The sequence below is a fragment of the Paraburkholderia phenazinium genome, from assembly GCF_900100735.1.
GTDB classification, from domain to species: Bacteria; Pseudomonadota; Gammaproteobacteria; order Burkholderiales; family Burkholderiaceae; genus Paraburkholderia; species Paraburkholderia phenazinia.
Genome location: NZ_FNCJ01000006.1, coordinates 292,119 through 312,849 on the forward strand (window position 1 = coordinate 292,119; position 20,731 = coordinate 312,849).

The window sequence follows — 20,731 nt, forward strand, 5'->3', positions numbered from 1 at the left end:
CGCAGGCACCGGTTTTTTGTTGCCTTCCTCAGCCGCGCTGCAGCTTGAAATCGATCTGCTGCGGACGCCCTTCGAGCGCAAGCGTCGCCCGCGCCGCGGGCGAGCGCGCCACCACCTTGCCCCGCCGCACCACCGCGAGCCGGGCCGCACGCAAACGAATCGCTTCGACCGGGTCGCGCGCATCGAGCAGCACGAGATTCGCTTCGCAACCCGGCGCGACGCCATACCCCTCTAGCCCAAGGATGCGCGCCGCATTCACTGTCACGGCGTCGAAGCACGCATGCATCGCGTCGATGCCGGTCATCTGCGCGACGTGCAGTCCCATATGCGCCACTTCAAGCATGTCGCCCGAGCCGAGGCTGTACCACGGGTCCATCACGCAGTCGTGGCCGAACGCGACATTGATGCCCGCCGCCATCATCTCCGGCACGCGCGTCATGCCGCGCCGCTTAGGGTAGGTATCGCTGCGGCCTTGCAAAGTGATGTTGATGAGCGGATTGGCAATCGCCGCCACCCCCGACTCGCGCATCAGCGGCAGCAGCTTGCTGACGTAGTAGTTGTCCATCGAATGCATCGAGGTCAGATGCGAGCCGGTGACGCGTCCCTGCAAACCGAGCCGATGGGTCTGCGCCGCCAGCGTCTCGATGTGGCGCGAGAGCGGGTCGTCCGATTCGTCGCAATGCATATCGACGCGCAAGCCCTGCTCCGCTGCGTATTCGCACAGGATGCGCACCGACTCCGCGCCGTCCGCCATAGTGCGCTCGAAATGCGGAATACCGCCCACCACGTCGACGCCGAGCGCAATCGCCCGCTTCAGGTTGTCGAAAGCGCCCGCGCTGCGCAGCACACCGTCTTGCGGAAACGCCACCAGTTGCAGGTCGAGGTACGGCGCCACACGGCGCTTCACTTCGAGCAGCGCCTCCACCGCCAGCAAGCGCGGATCGCATACGTCGACGTGGCTGCGAATCGCCAGCAGACCGCGCGCCACCGCCCAGTCGCAGTACTGCAGCGCCCGCTCGATCAAGGCCTCCTGGGTCAGTTGCGGCTTCAGTTCGCCCCACAGCGCAATGCCTTCGAGCAGCGTGCCGGACGCATTGACGCGCGGCAGGCCATAGGACAGCGTCGCGTCCATATGAAAGTGCGGGTCCACGAAGGGTGGTGTGACGAGCGAGCCGGCAGCGTCGATTTCTTCCGGCGCGCTCGCCGCCAGATGCGGAACGACCGCGACGATGCGCCCCGCTTCGATGCCGATATCGACCAGCTCTCCATGCTGGGATGCGCTACGCGGCAGGCTGGCACGGCGGATGATCAGGTCCATGTCTCGCTCCTTTGACTGCCATCGATTCTATCGGCGTCAGAAAGCGTTTGGGGAGATCACTTCATCCGCAGGCTCGTCGTCGAACAGCGTGAACTGGCCGTTCTGAGCCAGATGCTCCTCTTCGAGCCGCACGCCCACGCCCAGGAGCCGCACCGGCTGGTTGCGGCGCGCGAAACCCTTCTCCAGCAGCGCGAGCAGCGTCGGCAAATGGGTAACCTCGCCCACGCATTCGACAGTCGTACGCTGAAAATCGGCGAAGCGGATCTTCACGAACAGCTTGCGCACCGCCGCGGCCGCGTCGGCCCGCGCAATGCGCACGTCCAGTTGTTCGGCAAGGCGCCGCAGTTCCGCCGCGCACTCTTCGAGCGTGCGCAGGTCGGTAACATAGGTCGTCTCGACACTCACCGACTTGCGCTCCTGATCGGCGCGCACGGGCCGCTCGTCGATGCCGCGCGACAGCTCATAGAGCCGCTTGCCGAATACGCCGAACTGCCGGTGCAGATCGACCAGCGCCCAGTCGCGCAACTGGGCGCAGGTCGTCAGACCGAGCTTTTCGAGCTTGGCCGCCGTCACCTTGCCCACGCCGAAAATCTTGCGTACCGGCAAGGCGGCAACAAACGCATCGACCTCGTGCGGCCGCACCACATAGAGACCGTCGGGCTTATTCCAGTCGGAGGCAATCTTGGCGACGAACTTGTTCGGCGCCACCCCCGCCGACACCGTCACGCCGACTGTGTCCCGAACCCGCTCGCGAATCTCGTTGGCCATCAGTGTCGCGCTGCCTTTGCAGCGGTCGGTGCGGGTCACGTCGAGATAGGCTTCGTCGAGCGAGAGCGGTTCGACCTCGGCGGTGTAATCGCGGTAGATCGCCATGATCTGGCGCGAGGCAATCCGGTACTTCTCCATCGACGGCGGCATGATCAGCAGCTCGGGACACTTGCGCAACGCCAGCGCCGACGACATGGCCGAATGCACCCCGAAGCGCCGCGCCTCGTAATTGCAGGTGGCTATCACGCCACGATGGTCGGGCCGCCCACCCACGGCCAGCGGCCGACCGCGCAGCGACGGGTCGTCGCGCATTTCGACCGAGGCGTAGAAACAGTCGCAGTCGCAATGGATGATCTTGCGCAAGGACGGTGGGGCTAGAGGAAGATCGAGCAGGTTCACGATGCATATACTGTACAAAAATACAGTAGTATTATCAAGACGCCCACGAACCTTCATGCCACCTTCTCGCCCATGCCATCGTCCATCCGCAACTCGCTCGTCTGGATCTTCGACGCATTCGAGCGCGATCCAACCTACATCGGCAAACGGATGTTCGGCTCCGACGCCGCCTATATCGACGGCTTGCTGTGTCTGATCGCGGCGGACCGCGATCCGCCGTGGAACGGCTTGCTGGTATGCACATCGCAAGACCGCCACGCCGCGCTCGTCGATGAAATACCCGCTTTACGGCCGCATCCGGTGCTCGGCAAATGGCTGTACGTCCCGCAGGACGATCCGGCCTTCGAAACCGTTGCCGAAGAGCTGACGGCGCTCGTGCTCGCGCGCGATCCGCGCGTGGGCGTCGAGCCGAAGCCACGCAAGGGTCGCAGCAAATCCACGCTGCCAAAGACGTAAGACCGGTCTGCCACTTCCACCGGGACCGTACCGGCGCAATCCCGCCGATCCGTACCGCTGCCCGCCTCCCTGCCCAGCCTATACTCGACGCTCACGCAACCGCACCGGCACGTCAGGGACACAGATATGAAAACAATCGGCATCATCGGCGGCATGAGCTGGGAATCTTCCGTCGAGTATTACCGGCTGCTCAATCGCTATGCGAAAGCGCGCCTCGGCGGCCACCACAACGCACGCAATCTGCTGCTGACGGTGGATTTCGCCGAAGTGGAAGCGCACCAGCGCGCCGGCGACTGGGCCGCGCTGGGTACGCAAATGGCCGCAGCGGCACGTCAACTCGAACGCGGCGGCGCGGACCTCGTGATCCTCGCCACCAACACGATGCACAAGGTCTACGAATCGATCGAGCAGGCCGTCGCGGTGCCGTTCCTGCATATCGCCGACCCAACCGGCAGCGCCTTGCGCGCAGCGGGCATCGAACGCGTCGGCTTGCTAGGTACGCGCTACACGATGGAGCAGGCGTTTTATACGGGGCGGCTCGCCGAACGCTACGCACTCGAAACGCTGACGCCGAACGAAGCCGATCGCGCCGATGTGCATCGCATCATTTTCGACGAGTTGTGTCATGGCGTGGTCCACGAGGAATCACGGCGCGTCTATCAGCGCGTGATCGCGGAGCTCGCCGCGCGCGGCGCGCAGGCGGTGATTCTCGGCTGTACGGAGATCACGCTCCTCATCAAGCCGGAGCACGCCGTCTTGCCGGTATTCGACACCGCCGCGCTGCACGCGCAGGCGGCGGTGGACTGGGCAATCGAAGCGGATCGTCAAGGCGCAGCAGCGGCGGACTGATTCCGCCGCGCCCCTGACTGCCCGTGCTTAGGACTCCACGTCTTCCAGGCTGAACAGTTCGGTCTGGTCGTTGTACGAGAAGATCTCGCCGTAGCGGCCCCAGTTGATCACCGCGTCGAGCGTGTCTTCCGCGGCGCTGTCGGTCAGGAAGTCTTCCAGTTCCTGCTCGAAACGCACACGCGGCGCGCGATGGCCCGGGCGCTCGTTGAGCACCTTCTTGATCCGGGTCGCGAGCGGCACGTGGCGCAGCAGATGCTCGGCGAACATCATCTTGCGTTCCTGCGTGCCGAGTTCGGCAAACACGCGCGCCGGCGGCGTCAGCAGGATGTCGCCTTCGCGCACTTCTGCAAAGCCCAGATACTGCAGCACTTCGGCAACCGGGAACAGGTCGTCCACCTCGAGATGCAGCGAGCGGGCGATTTCCGGCATGTCGGCGCGGCCGTTATACGGTGCAGCCGCCAGCATTTCGATCAGACCAGCCATCAGGTTGGTCGACACATGCGGCAGCCAGCTACCCAGCTCCAGACCCTTGCGGGTCGATTCGTCGTGCTGGCGCGAAGTCATCTTCGCGTAGATGTCATCGACCAGCGCGCGAAACGCCGGGTCAAGCCGGTTGCGCGGGTGCTGGAACGGCACCTTGATCTCGGCGATCACTTTGCCCGGGTTCGACGACAGCACCAGAATCCGGTCGCACATGAACACCGCTTCTTCGATGTTGTGCGTGACGATCAGCACCGACTTGATCGGCATGCGGCCCTGGGTCCACAGATCCAGCAGGTCGGTACGCAGCGTTTCGGCGGTCAGCACGTCGAGCGCGGAGAACGGCTCGTCCATCAACAACAGGGTCGGGTCGACCACCAGCGCCCGGGCAAAGCCCACGCGTTGACGCATGCCGCCCGAGAGCTCGCGCGGGTAAGCGTTTTCGAAGCCGTCCAGACCGATCAGGTCGATCGCCGCCAGCGCGCGTTCGCGACGCTCGCGGGCGCCCACGCCCTGGGCTTCGAGACCGGCTTCCACGTTCTGCAGAACGGTCAGCCACGGAAACAGCGCGAAGGTCTGGAACACCATCGCCACGCCCTTGGCGGGACCGTCGAGTGGCTTGCCGAGGTAGGTCACGTCGCCGCCGGTCGGTTCGATCAGGCCGGCGATGATACGCAGCAGCGTCGACTTGCCCGAGCCCGAACGGCCCAGCATGCCGACAATCTCGCCTTCGCGCAGCGACAGGTTCACACCGTCGAGCACCAGCAACTCGTCCTGGTTCTTGTCGAAGCCGCGGCTCACGTCCGTCACGCGCAGCACTTCTTCGCCGAGGCGCGCAGGCGCGGGCTGGGTCTGGGACGCCGTCGGGAGAAGATCGGCCGATACAACTTTAGGATTTAGCATCGTGGTTACGCTCACAATAAAACTACCGGGTCGCCCAATTTTTGCAGGCCCCCTTCACGGGGCCTGGGGCGAAACGTCAGGTATAGGGCCGCTCAGTCGAGCCGCAGCTTGGATTCGGCGTAGGCGTACATCGGACGCCACAACGTGCGGTTGAACAAGGTGACGAACAGGGACATCACCGCAATGCCGAGAATGATCTTCGGGAAGTCGCCCGCGGCGGTGGTCTGAGCGATATACGCACCCAGGCCATGAGCCTGAACCTTGGTATCGCCCCATTGCACGAACTCGGCCACGATACTCGCGTTCCACGCACCGCCCGAGGCGGTAATCGCCCCCGTCACGTAGTACGGGAAAATGCCCGGCAGCATCGCCTTGCGCCACCACTGCCAGCCACGGATGCCGAAGTTGGTGGAGACTTCGCGGTAGTCGTTCGGATAGGCGCTGGCACCCGCAATCACGTTGAACAGGATGTACCACTGGGTGCCGAGCACGATGAGCGGCGACAGCCAGATATCCGGATTCAGATGAAAGCGCACGATGACGATCACGAATACCGGGAACAGCAGGTTGGCCGGGAACGCCGCGAGGAACTGCGCGAGCGGCTGGATCTTTTCGGCGAGCGCCGGGCGCAGCCCGATCAGCACGCCGATCGGCACCCAGATCACCGAGGAGATGGCGATCAGCAGCGCCACGCGCAGCAGCGTGATCAGGCCGAGCACCAACACGTGGCCCACTTCGTCGAGCGTCACACCCGTGCGCACATAGGCCACCACGCGATAGACGACATACACCGTGAGGAGAATCACGAGGATCCCCCAGACGATGTCGCCTGCCAGCGACGGCTTCTGCCGACGCGGCATGCTGAACTTGAGCCGCCCCACGCCCGGCAGACGCACCGGCAAGCGCGCCGCGTTGGCGAAGATCTTGCCCAGCGGCACGAGGCTGCGGTGAATCAAACGGGTGCGGCGAATCAGGTCGAGCAGCCAGGACTCCGGCGCGTTGCCCGAACTGGTGGTTTCCATGCGGAACTTGTCGGCCCACGCCACCAGCGGACGGAACAGAAACTGGTCATAGGCAATGATCACGATCGTCATCGTCAGGATCACCCAACCCACCGCGTGCAGGTTCTTGTCCGAGATCGCCTGGGCCAGATACGCGCCGATCCCCGGCAGCGTGATCGTGTTGTTGCCCACCGTGATCGCTTCCGAAGCCACCACGAAAAACCAGCCACCCGACATCGACATCATCATGTTCCAGATGAGGCCTGGCATCGAGAACGGCACTTCGAGCTTCCAGAAACGCTGCCAGCCGGTCAGGTGAAAGCCGCGCGAGACTTCGTCCAGGTCGCGCGGCACCGTGCGCAGCGACTGGTAGAAGCTGAACGTCATGTTCCAGGCCTGGCTCGTGAAGATCGCGAAGATCGCTGCGAGCTCCGCGCCCAGCACCCGGCCCGGGAACAGCGCGAGGAAGAACGTGACCGTGAACGAAATGTAGCCCAGCACCGGCACCGACTGCAGGATGTCGAGAATCGGCACCAGCACTTTTTCGGCGCGGCGGCTCTTGGCGGCGAGCGTGCCGTAGATCAGCGTGAATGTCAGCGAGGCGACCATCGCCGCCAGCATGCGCAGCGTGGTGCGCAACGCGTACTCGGGCAGGCTCGCCGGGTCGAGCGAGATCACCTGGGTCTTGAGCGTCGACATCGGCGCGAGCGTCTGGTGAAAGCCGATCGCCGTGAAAGCGATCACGCAGATGATCAGCGGGAAGGCGACGAAGTCCCAGCCGTTGGGCAGCAATCGCCACGCTGACGCATTGGCGGTGCGGTTTAGATTGAAACTGAAATTCATCTGGCGTCTCCCCGGTCACGGGTTTCAGGAACATACGGAGCGACGCCTAAGCGATGCGCGGCAGCAGGGTTAAATACTCGCGACGGAAAGCTGAAATGACTCATGGCTAAACATAGGCGAACAAAGGAACAGCACACGCCTGCACCATTGACTCGGGGCACTTCATCGCGAGCGACGAAACGCACCTTGCAATGACGCAAGCGCGAGGAAACTTACGAAACGAGGGACTTCAGGGTGTGCCAGAGCGCGGCGAACCGGTGCGGTTCGCGGGCTTGCAGAGAAAGCATGGCGTCGTAGTGGACGCGCGATTCCTGGACGTGCGGGAGTTGCGACAGGAGGAGGCCGAAGTTCATGGTATTGCTCCGAGCGTTGGCTTAACGCATTCGTTGGAAGCCAGCAGACCCGGAGTGCCCGCGCATCATGCGCGTGGCGGAGAAGATCTACTCGCTTCCTTCAGACAAAGGAAAGGTATGGCGCCATATGGGACAACTGTCAGGGTCTGGCATGGGGTACTCCTTATCGCTGCAAGGCAGCGCGCGTCCGCGACGCACGCTGCCTTGATTTATCCACGCGCAAGGCTGCGCCCCGGATTGCCGAGGCGCGCGCGAGCGCCGCCGCGAGCGAGGCTCGCGACACGGGTGCCGTACGAACGCGCGAGATCGCCGCGTTCTAACGACGCTGATAAAGGTGCACGGAGGGTATGACTACGGCGCGCACCGTCTGCCTGCTGGCAAGACGGCGGCTAGAGAATACAGCGCGGGCGTCCTGCTGGTCAGGCAAAGAAACTGATCGAAGATCGACTACTGCTACTGTCCAAGGCATTAGCCCCATTTGTGACGACGGCAGAATTCTAGACATTTTAAGACTCAAAAGTCAACTTCATTCGCTAAGCAGAGCCAACATAATAAAAATCCCCTCCTCGGCGGCGCCCGGCTGAACGATAAAGCTTCATTGGCCTTTCATCCGGTCTTGAGGGAAAGGTCCGTGCAAGTGACATGTCATGGCCATCAGGCCCCATCGGAGCATGTTGCCTTTACGATTTTTTTACTTGCGGTTTCGCGAGAGAGGCGAATACAATCCGCCCGTCTCATCAAAAGGAGTCCCTCGTGGACGCATGCTCTAGTAGTGGAAGTCCGATGCCGGCCCGTGCCGGCAACACAACCGCGAGTTAGCCGCCGCAGGATCCCTCCTTCGCCGCTAACTCGCCCTAGTCGGGTTAGCGCGCTTCATCTCTGACTGGCACTGCCGCCAGTCCGTCAGCAGCACGCTCCCTTGTTCGACCGCCTTTCGCAAGATTGCTTGCGAGACGCCGTCACGTCTTCGTACGTCGCTTGATCTTGTCAGGCTGGACGGGAGTTGGCCTATGTTCGTCTTTTCGTTTTTCAGCTCGGTTCTGAGCGCAGGGGCCGGCGCCTCGCTGCGCCGCGCCAGCAAGCTGGTTGCGCGCGCCGCGCTGCGGGCCGCTTACGTCGGCAATCCATTGACACCTAGCGGCTACGCGATTCTGGCGATGACTGTTGTCGCCGTGGCGCTGGTCGCAATGTTGTCCACCACATCCGCCAGTACCGAACTGGAGAGTGCGTTACGGGTGAGCTGGTGGTTCTCCTGAACGGGACAGGTTCACAGTCCCGCCTTTTTTGAAGCGTTAGATCGACAAAACATTCAAGCGGCTACGCCGCGATAACTTCGCCCCACTCGCCATGAAAAAAAATCTGAAAACCAAACTGCTGCTGTCCAGCGGACCCATCAGCCTGAGCCTGTTGTTCTCGCTCGGGATCGTGCCGCCGGCGCTTGCCCAGGCGAGCAGCGACGCCACGCCAGCCGCCCCAGCTCCCGCGACCGGACAGAGCGATGCACAACCGGCCGCGCCCGCCAGTCCCGACGCCGCCGCGGCCAAACCGGATCAGACGCCACCCGCGCCGACCGGCTTCTGGGAACGCTCGAATCTGCTCGGCGACATGGGCGGCTTGCGCCCTTGGCTCGGCAACTATGGTGTGACCTTTGGTCTGCAGGAAACCAGCGAGTATCTGAACAACCTGTCGGGCGGCACGCGGCGCGGCGGGGCGTACGACGGCCTGACCCAGTTCGGGATCGGGGTGGATACGCAGAAAGCCTTCGGTCTGCCAGGCGGCATCTTCAACGTGTCGGGTCTGCAGATTCACGGCACCAACCTGACCTCGCGAGACCTGCAAACGCTGCAAACCGCGACCGGCATCGAGGCCAACGCGACGACGCGCCTGTGGGAACTGTGGTACCAGCAGTCGCTGCTCGGCGGCAAAGTGGACGTGAAAGTCGGCCAGCAAAGCCTCGACCAGGAATTCATGGTGAGCCAGTACGCCGGCACGTTCATGAATGCGACCTTCGGCTGGTCGGTGCTGCCGTCTGTCGACCTGCCCGCAGGCGGTCCCGCCTATCCGCTCTCGTCGCTCGGTGCGCGCCTGCGCGTCACACCGTCGGACAACTGGACCGTGCTGGCTGGCGTGTTCGACGGCAACCCATCGGGCAATAGCGTGGGCGATCCGCAGAAGCTGAACGCGCATGGCACCAACTTCAACCTGCATGACGGAGCGCTCTTCATCGGCGAAGTGCAGTACGCGCTCAACCCGGCACCGTCCGATCCGGCCGCGGCAAAACCCAGCGGCCTGCCCGGCACCTACAAGCTCGGCTTCTGGTACAACACGCAGCAGTTTGCCGATCAGGGCTTCGACACCACCGGCCTGTCGCTCGCCAACCCGGCCAGCAACGGCATCGCCCAGAACCATCGCGGCGACTACAGCTTCTACGCTGTGGCCGACCAGATGGTGTGGCGCCCGAGCGTGGACAGCCCGCAGTCGGTCGGCGTATTTGCACGGGTGATGGGCGCACCGGGCGATCGCAACCTGGTGGACCTGGGGATCAATGCAGGGGTGACGCTGAAGGCGCCGTTCAAGGGCCGCGACAACGACGTCGTCGGGCTGGCGGTCGGCTACGCGCAAATCGGCTCGCATGCGCAGGACTTCGCGAGCACGTCGGCCATCTATACGCCGGGATACCCGTCGCGTAGTGCAGAGACAATCCTTGAAGCGACCTATCAGTATCAGGTCACGCCGTGGTGGCAACTGCAGGCGGACTTCCAGTATGCGTTCCGTCCGGCCGGCGGCATCCCCAATCCGGAGAATCCGTCGCAACGCATCGGCAACGAAGCGATCGTCGGCCTGCGCACCAACATCACGTTCTAAGCAGGATGGTATGCGCCGCCGGGGCACCGGCGGCCGTATTGCAACGACACGACGCGGCTGGCGGCTCAGCTAGCAGCCTGCAGCCGCGCCGCGCCGCGCCGCGCAACAAGCCTACAGATTGATCTGCCCGCCCAGTTCGACCACGCGGTTGGCCGGCAAGCTGTAGTACTCGGCCGCTTGCGCCGCATTGCGTCCAAGGAAGGCGAACAGCTTCTCCCGCCACAGCGACATGGCCTTGCTCTCACCGGTGGCGAGCACGGTATCGCGGGCAAGGAAGAACGACGTGTCCGCAGGCTCGTATTCCCAGTCGGGGATCGCCTTGGCGACCAGCAACAGGATGGCCGGCACGTTGGGAATCTCCATGAAGCCATTGCGCACGCTAACCGAATAGCAGCCGTGGCCGAGGTTCTCCACCGTCACTTTCTGGTCGTCATGCACGTGCGGAACGTTATCCGTGATGCCGGCCATGAAGATGTTGATCCGGTGCATCACGCGGTTGTGCTTGAGGTTGTGCATGAACGCGGACGGCGTCATGCCGGCGACACCGCCCGGAAACACCGCCGTGCCGTCGACGCGCGGCGGCGGATGCGAGCCGCCGCATAGCGACTGGATCAGTCCGGCGAGCGGAATATTGTCGCTCTTCATGCGCTCCACCACCACCTCGCGGCCTCGATGCCAGGTGGTCATCACCGTGAACAACACACCGCCAGCCAGCAGCGGGAACCAGCCACCGTCCATCACCTTGCCGATATTGCTCGAGACGAACACCGCGTCGACCAGCGCCAGCGGACCGATTACCACAAAGGTGGCGAGCGGCTTCCACTTCCACAGTGAGTGCGTGATGAAATACATCAGCAGCGTGGTCAGCAGCATGGTCGAGGCCACGGCGATACCGTAGGCTGCGGCCAGATTGTCTGAAGATTTGAAGAACACGACGAGAAACACCACCGCGGCATACAGCGACACGTTGATGAACGGCACATAGACCTGGCCGACCTCATGCGTCGAGGTATGGACCACCGGAATGCGCGGCAGGAAGCCGAGCTGTACCGCCTGCTTGGTCATTGAGAAAGCGCCGGAAATCACTGCCTGCGAGGCGATGATGGTGGCAGCGGTTGCCAGCACGACCAGCGGCACCAGCGCCCAGCCCGGCGCCGACTCGAAGAACGGCTGCTCGATGGTCGACGGCTTGGCGAGCACCAGGGCGGCCTGACCGAAGTAGTTGAGCACCAGACTCGGCAGCACCAGAAGCAGCCAGGCAAGGCGAATCGGTTTTTTACCGAAGTGCCCCATGTCCGCGTAGAGCGCCTCGCCCCCCGTCAAGGCGAGGAACACCGAACCGAGTACCACGAACGCGGTGCCGGGCGCATGAGCCACGAAACTCACGGCGTAAAGCGGCGAGACCGCCTTCATGATCGTCGGGCCGGCGACGATATGCAGCAGACCCAGCGCCGCCAGCGTGATGAACCAGACGATCATCACCGGTCCGAAGACCTTGCCGACCGTTCCGGTGCCGCGCTTTTGCAGCTTGAAGAGACCGGTCAGGATAACAAGCGAGATGGGCACGATCCAGGCCGTCAGCTTGGGGTCGACCAGCGTCACGCCTTCCACCGCCGAGATGACCGAGATGGCCGGCGTGATCATCGAATCGCCGTAGAACATCGCCGCGCCGAATACGCCGAGCGTGAGCAGCACCTGCGACAGGCGTGCCGGCGCGACACGCGAGGCGAGCGCCGTGAGTGCGAGAATCCCGCCCTCGCCGTCGTTGTCGGCGCGCATCACGAAGCTCACATACTTGAGCGTGACCACGATGATGATCGACCAGAGGATCAGCGAGACGATGCCGAACACGTTCTGCTGGGTGATGCCGCCCGCGGCCTTCAGACATTCGCGCAGTGTGTACAGCGGACTCGTGCCGATATCGCCGAACACCACGCCGATAGCGCCCAGCACGAGACTGGGCGCGGCGTTGACAGTCTGAGAGGAAGGACTGGTGACAGTTGAGGACATAGGGTGTCGTAAGTAAAATGAAATTAACGGCATGCCTGACCGTATTGGCGCCTGACGCAAATACGGCCCTCGCACCAGCGGAAGATCTAGCTTCTAGCAGGTTCTTGATACAGCGCGATGAAAATATTGCGCGCCGAGGAGATTTTCGGGGAAGTCACAGTCCGTGCCGGCAACGTCTACCTCAGTTTCCAGATGCCCCATAGCGCGATCGCAAGAGCCAGTCCAAAACCGCCGCCCAACAGGATGTATGTCGCCATTTCAACGTCCTCGAAACAAGGGGTGTCTCACAGGGCGCGCGCCGAGGCGAGGCGCACACCTCTTATGCGCCGAATACTACCTTCGCTTCCTTTCAGAAGCCAACGCGGTTCGCGTCCGTAATCGCCACCACCACCCTCCGCACGCGCTTTCACGGCCACCGCTGGACGTTTGAGGCACCCAAATACTTCGGATAACGTATCAGTTTCGAGATGCACCAGGCTCGATCTCTCGTCGACGCGCGGCTCAAAGCGAGCCTTGAGACCGGTGCCCTGGCGCGTGACACCAAATGAAAAAGCCCGCGTGGCAATCGCCAGCGGGCTTCCCATAATGCTTGGTTGCGGGGGTAGGATTTGAACCTACGACCTTCGGGTTATGAGCCCGACGAGCTGCCAGACTGCTCCACCCCGCGTCAGAGAAAACGGATTGTATAGAGATGTCGGCAAATCGTCAAACAATCAGGCGAATTATTTTTTTGGCCTCATAGATCGGCAACTGAGGCACCGTCGACCTTGCCGTCGATGATGTCTGCGCCGTACTGGCTGGCGCTGCGCTTGGCGATGCCGAAATCGGAAAACGTGGCAGGACGCACAAGGCGAAACACCCGGCTCGCCTTCGAGCCGCTGATCGCGCCAGGACGGCAGACGCGCACCGCAACGTCATAGCCTTCGGCATGCCGCTTGTGGCCATCGAACTTGTCGAATTGCCGCGAGAACACCAGCGGATGCACTTCGAAGTCCTTATAGAGGGCAGGATAGAGTTCAGCCACGGCATTTCCCCGATACGTGAGTATCGTCCCACTATACGCTGGGCAATGAAGTCGCCAGCTATTTATTTTCCCGTCTGCCGCCCGGGTGGATCGGACCCCACCGGGCACCGACGTCCTGCCACATGCTGACGGCACAATCGGCGCCCAGAGTCACGGTGTGGCGTCTGCCGCGCCCCGCGTCGTCGCAGAACCCGCTATTGACGATTGCCGACGACGACCCGCTTGCGTGCGATCACGACCGCTTGATCGGGGTGATCCGGGAATATCTGCAGCCGCGGCGGTTGCCGCTGTAGTCTTTGGCATGTAAAAAAAGCCGCGACATCGTCGCGGCACAAACACACATCGCGCGGGAATCACCGCGCTGACTGCATCGTAACCAAGCCATGGCTACGCGCAATCGGGTATCTGGTCTGAGGGTTGGGCCGCCGGCGGGAAACCCGCGCCGGGTCGGCGCTTCAGCGTCGTCAAGGGCGTGTGGGCAGCGTTGCGAAATCGCAACGAGGACAGTGTGATGTGCATTCCACTCAGGCCCAATCGTTTCGCGACGCACGCCCTCTCAGCCCGTATCACAATTCAGGATACCTATGTGTTTCGGAGTCTGAACCGTCCCCATTGTCATCATGAATATCAGCTACGAAGACCTAAAGCCCGCAACCAGGCATCGACCTGCCCGAAGGCATCCTGTTGCCACTGCTCCGGACTACGGTCCCCCAGCACATTCGTGTCCTCGACAAAGCGGCGTACGCAGGTTGGCCCGAAACCCTCGACGACGTCGAATTTTTTCGCTATGAACCCGTAGCCGGCCGCACCACTGGGATGATCAAGCAACGGCCGACACGCCTCGGCTAGCGGTTCCGGTCCACCGGGATAGTTACGGATGCAGTAATAGATGTCGTAGGCATCCTTTTGCTTGTAACGCCCCTCTATTGCATGCCCTTTCATGGCGAGCAGCGCGGGGATCGAGCACACTGCGACTTCGACGCGGTTCGTACCGCCTGCGGGCATCGGACCTGCAATCGCCACCATCTGATAAAACCGAACCGCGAGATCGGCACCATCTGCGCGCTGCACCGCGAAATCGCTGATCAGCGGCGGGACATTCTTGACGATCGCCGCATCTCGCGGCATCAGAGAGTCGATCACGATGTCAACAGACGCGCCACCATCGCGTACCGCCACGTGGCGAACCAGTTGAAAACGCCGAAGCTCCTGGCGTTGTGCGTATCCGTGCCGGCGCAGCGCATCGACCAGCGTGACATATTCGCCATCGCCCAAGGCCTCGGCATCCAGTCCAACATCGACATCGAGCGTGCCGACGTGCGGCATGTCTTCGTTACTACCCAGCAGCAGCCAGGGCACAGCGCCGCCAACGATGGCGAACTTGCCCTTGAAACTGCCAAGGATCTGACCGATTTCGATCAGTACCGCTTTGACGGCCGCCGTTGTGCGATCGTCATAGTCAGCGGCAGATTACGGTTCCCCCAGAGTCATTTCTGCCATGTCAGTTTTTCCTTGCGTAGATGTTCAGCCGCCTCTTGCCCGCGTTCACCGGCCGCGGCGAGATCGAGATAGGTCTGAACGGGACTTGTACAAAAAACGCCGGACGCAGGTTCCACCGTATCGAGAAACAGACCCGGGGTTTCGAGAACAGTCACCGCGACGTTCTCCCCCTTCGCGGTCGAAGATAACTTTAATACCGACCGCAGTTGTTCAAGTCCCTCGTCGTCAGCATAGAAATACTGCGTTCCCGTGCGACCGTATGGAGCGAGCCACTGTGCGGCCGAAAAGGATGCCAGTACCGCGCGCCCTGCCGGGGCCCGCACGCGCATCATGTCGCGCACGGCGTCCGCAAACCCGCTGCCATGCAAGGTTGTGTAAAAGCCAAGGTTCTTGCCGGCCGGAGCGTCGTATGCATCGCGCCACGCATCCAACAATGCGTCGGGATCGGATACAAACAGACCGTCGCGGGATAACTGCGCCCACTCGCGATCAAGCAGGCCGCTCCGCACGTTGCTCACGTGCCCTAGACTGACCTCTGCGGCATCCGCCAGTTCCGCGACTCGCCATGCATGGTGGGGATCGCGCAGTAGCACGCGTAACACCTGGGCGGATTTCGGCTTGAACAGCGAGCGCAGTTCGCGCCGCTCGGCAACTGGTTTGCTCGCAACCTGACGCTCAACGAAGATGCTGCCAAACGCGATGCAAGCATTCCCCTCAAGGTCGAGAAAACCTGCCCCGTACTCGCGACATAGCGCTTGCGCCTCGGACGACAGATACGGTGCGATAAAAACGGGGATAGCATCCGGCCCCTGATGTGCCACGTAGTTGCGAAGCTGAAGCAAACCCGTGCGGACATGACGGGGCTGGCCACCGGACTTCACTTCGCAGACGAGTGTATAGCGCCTGCCCGAGACGTCGGCATGCGCGACGATGTCGATCTCACGATCGACTCCCGGCGCCTCACATTGAACGTCCAGATGGTCGATCACAGGCACCCGCTCCAGCAGCAGTCGTAGTGCCTCCGCCGCCAAATGCTCAATTTTCAGTGAATGAGGTATTTTCAACATTTGTTGAAAATAGCATTTTCAGTGAAACTGTCAAGAAAATTTTCACTGAAACCATGGCTTTCAGCGAATGCTGAAAATATGCTTATACAGTGAAAATATGGAGTTCAGCCAAGTGGACCTGATGCTCCCAGTTTCTGCTGTCTACACTGGGGACAGGTCCACTGCTGTAACATTCGCCGCCGAAACCCAAAATGCCTGCCGCCACCAAAGTGACTGGCCAGACGGGTAGCCAGATCGAAACGCGCCGGGACATCCCCTCCGCAAAGCCCTATCCAGTAAGGATGTGAGAACTCTATGAAAATAGCCACCTGGAACGTCAACTCGCTGAAAGTCCGCCAGCAGCATGTGATCGACTGGCTCGAGACGAGCCACACCGAGGTCCTGTGCCTGCAGGAACTGAAGCTCACCGACGACAAATTCCCCCGCGCCGATCTCGAAGCAAAAGGCTATCGGAGCTGGTACGCCGGCCAGAAGACCTATAACGGTGTCGGCATCCTGGTGCGCGAGGGCCTGAACGTCGACGAAAGCACGATTGTGCGCAATATCCCCGGCTTCGAAGATCCGCAGCAACGCGTGATAGCCGCGACCATCGAGGGCGTGCGCGTGATCTCGGCATACTTCCCCAACGGTCAGGCGCCCGGCACGGACAAGTTCGCCTACAAGCTGCGCTGGCTCGCCGCGCTGCACGACTGGGTGGCGAGCGAACTCGCGCAGTACCCGAAGCTCGCCCTGCTCGGCGACTACAACATCGCCCCGGAAGATCGCGACGTCCACGATCCGAAAGCCTGGGAAGGACAGAACCTCGTATCACCGGAAGAACGCGCCGAATTCGTGCGCCTCGTCGGACTGGGGCTCGTCGATGCCTTCCGCCTGTTCGACCAGCCTGAGAAAGTGTTCTCGTGGTGGGACTACCGCATGCTCGCGTTTCGCCGCAACGCCGGCCTGCGCATCGATCACATCCTGTTGTCGAAACCGCTTGCCGACGCCTGCACGTTCTGCGACGTCGACAAGACGCCGCGCAAATGGGATCAGCCGTCCGACCACGCACCGGTGGTCGCGCAGATCGACTGAGGCGTGACTAACGTCTATTGAGCGCGGCAGAGCCGCCCTGCGCTAAGCGGGGCGGCTCTGCCCTGCTGCGGACTGGGCGCCATCCTACCCCGCGCTGTTGCCCGGCTCCGAACCGTTCAGGCACGTCCACAGAAACTCATACACCATCGCATCATGCACGGCCTGTTCCAGTTCATCGGAACCGCCGCCGTGGCCGCCGTCCGTATTCTCCCGATACCACACCTGCTGCGCCCCGAACGCCTGCATGCGCGCCACCATCTTGCGCGCATGTCCGGGGTGGACCCGGTCGTCGCTGGTCGAGGTGGTGAACAGCACCGGCGGATAAACCACTTCGCCGCGCACGTGATGGTATGGCGAGTAAGTCGCGAGCACACGGGCTTCATCGGGCTCGTCGGGATCGCCGTATTCGTCGATCCATGACGCACCCGCATGCAGCAGGTGATAGCGGCTCATATCGAGCAGCGGCACCTCGCACACCACCGCACCGAACAGTTCGGGCCGCTGCACCATGCACGCCGCCACCAGCAGGCCGCCGTTGCTGCCGCCCTTGATGCCCAGTTGCGCCGCCGTGGTCACGCCATCGGCGATCAGCGTCTCTGCAACGGCGATGAAATCGTCGAACGAACGCTGCCGGTGCGCGCCTTGCGCCGCGAGATGCCAATCCGTGCCGAATTCGCCGCCACCGCGAATATGCGCGACCACAAACACCCCACCCTGCGCGAGCCAGCCGATCCCAGGACCGGTCAGATAGCTCGGCGTGAGCGGAATGGCGAAGCCGCCGTAGCCGGTCAAGAGACACGGGCGTGCCGCGGATGCTCCATTCTCCGGCTGATCGCCCTCCAGCAGCGCGCGCGGACCGATCACCGTGTACGGCACCCGCGTGCCGTCAGCCGAGTGCGCGTGGCCGCGCTTCACCGCATAAGGCGCCGCGTCGAACTGGGTCGGCCAGCGGTCGAGCAACTCCCATCCGGTCAGATCGTCACGCGCCAGATCGGTGAGCCAATACTCGGGCGGCTGAAGATAATCGTCGACATCGACATACACCTCGTCGTTGAGCGTCGGCTCGATCGGCGACACGTCGACCTGCGAACTCGCGCGTGCCGGGAAGGCTCGCGAGGTCCACTCCCATGCACCACCCTCGCTCTGCTGCGGTTGCCACAGCACTGTCTTGCCCTGCACATCGTCCAGATACGAGACGATCAGATGATGGCGCGTGTGCGTCCAGTCGCACGCCGAGGTCTGCGCGCTCGGCATGAAGAGCGGCACGAAGCGGCGCTCGCCGGCCAGAAACTCGCGCTCGCGGATCGCCAGCAGCGCGCCGCCCGGAAAGTGCGCGCCTTCGCAGGACCAGTCGAGACGCGGTTCGAGCAGCAACCACCCTTCCCAGCCGCCCACCGCCACATGCTCGGGCACGTCGTACTGCTGCCACGCACCGGCGGCATCGAGGTAGAACGTTTCGGAATCGAAGAAGTCGACACTGCGCACCACCGTGTGCCGCAAATCGATCGGGTCGTAATTGGCATCGACGCTGATATCGCCAAACTCGCCACGAAACACCACCGGCGCTTCGGCGAGCGCCGTGCCGCGCGACCAGCGCCGCACTTCGCGCGGATAGCCGGAACGCGTCAGTGTCTTGCCGCCTTTGTCCCAGCCCACATAGACCGTATCGCGATCGATCCACGAGACCGTATGCTTGCCCGCCTTGGGGACGATAAAGCCTTCGCTCAGAAAACGTTGTTCGTCGATATCGAATTCGCGCACCACCACCGCGTCCGAGCCGCCCGGCGACAAGGTCACGAGTGCGCGATCGCCGTCAGGATAGAGGATGTCGAGTTCGACGCAGACCCATGGCGTACCCTCGGCCGCGCCGAGGGCGTCGAAGTCGAGCAGGTTCTGCCACGCCGGAGCGCCTGCACGCCAGCTCGCCCATGAGGTGCGGCGCCAGATGCCTTTGGGATTGCGCTCGTCCTGCCACAGATCGTAGGCCCAGTCCTGCCAGCGATCGGGAATCACCGGCCGCTCGTGCGGCAGATAGGCTGCAGCGAGGCGCTGCGTGAGGCTATCGAAGCGTGCCCCCTTGCACCACGCGACACGGGTGCGCGCGTTCTGCTGCTCGACCCAGGCCATCGCGGCAGGCTCGTCGAGCGACTCGAGTGACAGGAAAGGATCAGGAGAAAGCGGCCAGAAAACTGAAGTCGGTGAAGTCGAAGCGGATGCGGGCATGGTGGACCGTCGTAACTGAACAACGACGATTATGCCTTGTGATCCGCCCCGCCCCCTTTAAGTCCCCCAGATCAAGCCAACCTCAAGGTTCGAGGTTCAGTTCCTGAATCTTGCGCGTGATCGTATTGCGGCCGATACCCAGGCGCTCAGCCGCTTCCACCTTGCGGCCGCGCGTGAAGTCGAGCGCTTCGCGAATCACCGCCGCTTCGAAACGCCGGGCGAGTTCGTCCATCACATCGGGCGCGTTCTCGCGCAGCATCCGTGCAACCTCGGTGCGCAGGCCGCTCTCCCACGCGGCGACGGCAGCCGCGACCGGCATGCCAGGCATCGACGCCACGTGCGCCGGCAGCGTGGTCCCGTTCGCCGCCGCCTGCCCCGCGACGCCGCCGGTCGCATCGGCGCCCAGCACGCCGCCCGCGGCGATCTCCGCCGAGCCGGCCTGAGCCGGCACCAGATCGGGCGGCAGATCCTTGATCTCGATGGTCTGCGCCGGCGCCATGACGGTCAACCAGTTGGCGAGATTCTCGAGCTGGCGCACATTGCCTTGAAACGGCAGCGATGCGAGGTACGCCAGCGCTTCTTCGGAGACCCGCTTCGGCTCGACGCCGAGATCGCGCGCGCTCTTCTGCAGGAAGTGCCGCGTGAGCAAGGGAATGTCTTCGCTGCGCTCGCGCAGCGCCGGCAGGCGCAGCCGGATCACATTGAGGCGGTGATACAAGTCCTCGCGGAACAGGCCTTGACGCACGCGCGATTCGAGGTTCTGGTGCGTAGCGGCAATCACCCGCACGTTCGCGCGCAACGGATTGTGGCCGCCCACCCGATAGAACTGCCCATCGGAGAGCACGCGCAGCAAACGCGTCTGCAGATCGAACGGCATGTCGCCGATTTCGTCGAGAAACAGCGTGCCGTTCTCGGCCTGCTCGAAACGCCCCTGGCGCATCGCCTGCGCGCCGGTGAACGCGCCGCGCTCATGGCCGAATAGTTCGGACTCCAGCAAATCCTTCGGAATCGCTGCCGTATTCAACGCGATGAACGGACCGTTCGCGCGTGGGCTATGCCGGTGCAAGGCGCGTGCGACCAGTTCCTTACCGGTGCCTGATTCGCCGGTAATGAGCACGGTCGCCGCAGAATGGGACAAGCGGCCGATGGCGCGGAACATATCCTGCATCGCCGGCGCCTGGCCGAGCATTTCCGGTGCATCGGCAACGCGTTCGTCCCACGTCTGCTCGCCGCGCATGCTTTCGTCGACGGCGCGGCGGATCAGTTCGACCGCCTTGTCGACGTCGAACGGCTTGGCGAGATATTCGAAGGCGCCGCCCTGAAACGCGGCTACCGCGCTATCGAGATCCGAGAACGCCGTCATGATGATGACGGGCAAGCCCGGCACCTTGTCGCGTACCGTCTGCAGCAATTCGAGGCCCGAACCGCCGGGCATGCGAATGTCGGACACCAGCACTTGCGGGCTGTCGTGATCGAGCGCGACTGCTGCATCGCGCACATTCGCGAAGCTGCGCGTCGCGAAGTTCTCACGGGCGAGGGCTTTCTCGAGCACCCAGCGTATCGATTGATCGTCGTCTACTATCCAGATCGGCTTCATATGG

General features: G+C 62.9%; 17 protein-coding genes and 1 tRNA gene. 6 read left to right on the forward strand and 12 right to left on the reverse strand.

All coding sequences use genetic code 11. The features are described 5' to 3' along the window. Positions 1-28: 28 nt before the first annotated feature. Together BLQ92_RS16350 and dinB are read right to left on the reverse strand one after the other, a co-directional pair. Complete coding sequence (locus BLQ92_RS16350) at positions 29-1,318, reverse strand: amidohydrolase family protein (RefSeq protein WP_090685574.1); 1,290 nt, start codon at positions 1,316-1,318, stop codon at positions 29-31. 36 nt (positions 1,319-1,354) lie between these two features. Continuing rightward, positions 1,355-2,542 (reverse strand): DNA polymerase IV, encoded by a 1,188-nt coding sequence (dinB, locus tag BLQ92_RS16355; protein WP_090685575.1) that lies wholly within the window; start codon positions 2,540-2,542, stop codon positions 1,355-1,357. 15 nt (positions 2,543-2,557) lie between these two features. On the opposite strand from dinB, the gene BLQ92_RS16360 reads away from it, so the two are divergent. Together BLQ92_RS16360 and BLQ92_RS16365 are read left to right on the forward strand one after the other, a co-directional pair. Then, the gene (locus tag BLQ92_RS16360; RefSeq protein WP_090685576.1) at positions 2,558-2,941 is read left to right on the forward strand and encodes a hypothetical protein; all 384 of its coding nucleotides are present in this window, start codon (positions 2,558-2,560) and stop codon (positions 2,939-2,941) included. Between the two features lie 126 nt (positions 2,942-3,067). Further along, positions 3,068-3,790 (forward strand): aspartate/glutamate racemase family protein, encoded by a 723-nt coding sequence (locus BLQ92_RS16365; protein WP_090685577.1) that lies wholly within the window; start codon positions 3,068-3,070, stop codon positions 3,788-3,790. A gap of 27 nt (positions 3,791-3,817) precedes the next feature. Here the strand turns inward: BLQ92_RS16365 and BLQ92_RS16370 are convergent, their stop codons facing one another. From BLQ92_RS16370 to BLQ92_RS40010, 3 genes are all read right to left on the reverse strand, one after another. Further along, a complete protein-coding gene (locus tag BLQ92_RS16370; protein WP_090685578.1) occupies positions 3,818-5,173 on the reverse strand; it encodes an ABC transporter ATP-binding protein in 1,356 nt (451 codons plus the stop codon). 92 nt (positions 5,174-5,265) lie between these two features. Then, the gene (locus BLQ92_RS16375; protein WP_090685579.1) at positions 5,266-7,017 is read right to left on the reverse strand and encodes an ABC transporter permease; all 1,752 of its coding nucleotides are present in this window, start codon (positions 7,015-7,017) and stop codon (positions 5,266-5,268) included. Between the two features lie 212 nt (positions 7,018-7,229). Continuing rightward, the gene (locus tag BLQ92_RS40010; RefSeq protein WP_171029870.1) at positions 7,230-7,370 is read right to left on the reverse strand and encodes a hypothetical protein; all 141 of its coding nucleotides are present in this window, start codon (positions 7,368-7,370) and stop codon (positions 7,230-7,232) included. A 1,010-nt stretch (positions 7,371-8,380) separates the two neighbouring features. On the opposite strand from BLQ92_RS40010, the gene BLQ92_RS16380 reads away from it, so the two are divergent. Continuing rightward, the gene (locus BLQ92_RS16380) at positions 8,381-8,626 is read left to right on the forward strand and encodes a hypothetical protein (protein WP_090685580.1); all 246 of its coding nucleotides are present in this window, start codon (positions 8,381-8,383) and stop codon (positions 8,624-8,626) included. Positions 8,627-8,717: 91 nt separating this feature from the next. Continuing rightward, entirely contained in the window at positions 8,718-10,235 is a 1,518-nt protein-coding gene (locus tag BLQ92_RS16385) for a carbohydrate porin (RefSeq protein ID WP_090685581.1), read from the forward strand. Positions 10,236-10,346: 111 nt separating this feature from the next. Here BLQ92_RS16385 and BLQ92_RS16390 read toward each other — a convergent pair whose 3' ends face one another. The 3 genes from BLQ92_RS16390 to BLQ92_RS16405 form a co-directional block, all read right to left on the reverse strand. Then, positions 10,347-12,245, reverse strand: coding sequence for a potassium transporter Kup (locus BLQ92_RS16390; RefSeq protein WP_090685582.1), 1,899 nt, complete (start codon positions 12,243-12,245; stop codon positions 10,347-10,349). Positions 12,246-12,835: 590 nt separating this feature from the next. After that, positions 12,836-12,912: transfer RNA gene (locus BLQ92_RS16400), tRNA-Met, on the reverse strand. 69 nt (positions 12,913-12,981) lie between these two features. After that, positions 12,982-13,269, reverse strand: a complete 288-nt coding sequence (locus tag BLQ92_RS16405) for a hypothetical protein (RefSeq protein ID WP_090685584.1) — start codon at positions 13,267-13,269, stop codon at positions 12,982-12,984. Positions 13,270-13,391: 122 nt separating this feature from the next. Here BLQ92_RS16405 and BLQ92_RS40015 point away from each other — a divergent pair, with 122 nt between their 5' ends. Continuing rightward, entirely contained in the window at positions 13,392-13,562 is a 171-nt protein-coding gene (locus BLQ92_RS40015; RefSeq protein ID WP_175772576.1) for a hypothetical protein, read from the forward strand. A 334-nt stretch (positions 13,563-13,896) separates the two neighbouring features. Here the strand turns inward: BLQ92_RS40015 and BLQ92_RS16410 are convergent, their stop codons facing one another. Next, positions 13,897-14,628 carry a nucleotidyl transferase AbiEii/AbiGii toxin family protein gene (locus tag BLQ92_RS16410; protein WP_425194937.1) on the reverse strand — a complete coding sequence of 244 codons (732 nt, stop codon included), beginning with the start codon at positions 14,626-14,628 and terminating at the stop codon, positions 13,897-13,899. Positions 14,629-14,756: 128 nt separating this feature from the next. After that, entirely contained in the window at positions 14,757-15,836 is a 1,080-nt protein-coding gene (locus tag BLQ92_RS16415) for a type IV toxin-antitoxin system AbiEi family antitoxin (RefSeq protein WP_090685585.1), read from the reverse strand. A gap of 294 nt (positions 15,837-16,130) precedes the next feature. Here BLQ92_RS16415 and xth point away from each other — a divergent pair, with 294 nt between their 5' ends. Further along, positions 16,131-16,907 carry an exodeoxyribonuclease III gene (gene xth, locus BLQ92_RS16420; protein ID WP_090685586.1) on the forward strand — a complete coding sequence of 259 codons (777 nt, stop codon included), beginning with the start codon at positions 16,131-16,133 and terminating at the stop codon, positions 16,905-16,907. An 84-nt stretch (positions 16,908-16,991) separates the two neighbouring features. On the opposite strand, the gene BLQ92_RS16425 is transcribed toward xth, so the two are convergent. Together BLQ92_RS16425 and ntrC are read right to left on the reverse strand one after the other, a co-directional pair. Next, positions 16,992-19,130, reverse strand: a complete 2,139-nt coding sequence (locus BLQ92_RS16425; RefSeq protein ID WP_090685587.1) for a prolyl oligopeptidase family serine peptidase — start codon at positions 19,128-19,130, stop codon at positions 16,992-16,994. An 82-nt stretch (positions 19,131-19,212) separates the two neighbouring features. After that, positions 19,213-20,727, reverse strand: coding sequence for a nitrogen regulation protein NR(I) (ntrC, locus tag BLQ92_RS16430; RefSeq protein ID WP_090685588.1), 1,515 nt, complete (start codon positions 20,725-20,727; stop codon positions 19,213-19,215). Between the last annotated feature and the right edge of the window lie 4 nt (positions 20,728-20,731).

Coding starts and splice junctions, on each gene's coding strand:
- BLQ92_RS16350 (WP_090685574.1), bottom strand. CDS start 1,318: ATGGACCTGATCATCCGCCGTGCCAGCCTGCCGCGTAGCGCATCCCAG.
- dinB (WP_090685575.1), bottom strand. CDS start 2,542: ATGAAGGTTCGTGGGCGTCTTGATAATACTACTGTATTTTTGTACAGT.
- BLQ92_RS16360 (WP_090685576.1), top strand. CDS start 2,558: ATGCCATCGTCCATCCGCAACTCGCTCGTCTGGATCTTCGACGCATTC.
- BLQ92_RS16365 (WP_090685577.1), top strand. CDS start 3,068: ATGAAAACAATCGGCATCATCGGCGGCATGAGCTGGGAATCTTCCGTC.
- BLQ92_RS16370 (WP_090685578.1), bottom strand. CDS start 5,173: ATGCTAAATCCTAAAGTTGTATCGGCCGATCTTCTCCCGACGGCGTCC.
- BLQ92_RS16375 (WP_090685579.1), bottom strand. CDS start 7,017: ATGAATTTCAGTTTCAATCTAAACCGCACCGCCAATGCGTCAGCGTGG.
- BLQ92_RS40010 (WP_171029870.1), bottom strand. CDS start 7,370: ATGAACTTCGGCCTCCTCCTGTCGCAACTCCCGCACGTCCAGGAATCG.
- BLQ92_RS16380 (WP_090685580.1), top strand. CDS start 8,381: ATGTTCGTCTTTTCGTTTTTCAGCTCGGTTCTGAGCGCAGGGGCCGGC.
- BLQ92_RS16385 (WP_090685581.1), top strand. CDS start 8,718: ATGAAAAAAAATCTGAAAACCAAACTGCTGCTGTCCAGCGGACCCATC.
- BLQ92_RS16390 (WP_090685582.1), bottom strand. CDS start 12,245: ATGTCCTCAACTGTCACCAGTCCTTCCTCTCAGACTGTCAACGCCGCG.
- BLQ92_RS40015 (WP_175772576.1), top strand. CDS start 13,392: ATGCTGACGGCACAATCGGCGCCCAGAGTCACGGTGTGGCGTCTGCCG.
- BLQ92_RS16415 (WP_090685585.1), bottom strand. CDS start 15,836: ATGTTGAAAATACCTCATTCACTGAAAATTGAGCATTTGGCGGCGGAG.
- xth (WP_090685586.1), top strand. CDS start 16,131: ATGAAAATAGCCACCTGGAACGTCAACTCGCTGAAAGTCCGCCAGCAG.
- BLQ92_RS16425 (WP_090685587.1), bottom strand. CDS start 19,130: ATGCCCGCATCCGCTTCGACTTCACCGACTTCAGTTTTCTGGCCGCTT.
- ntrC (WP_090685588.1), bottom strand. CDS start 20,727: ATGAAGCCGATCTGGATAGTAGACGACGATCAATCGATACGCTGGGTG.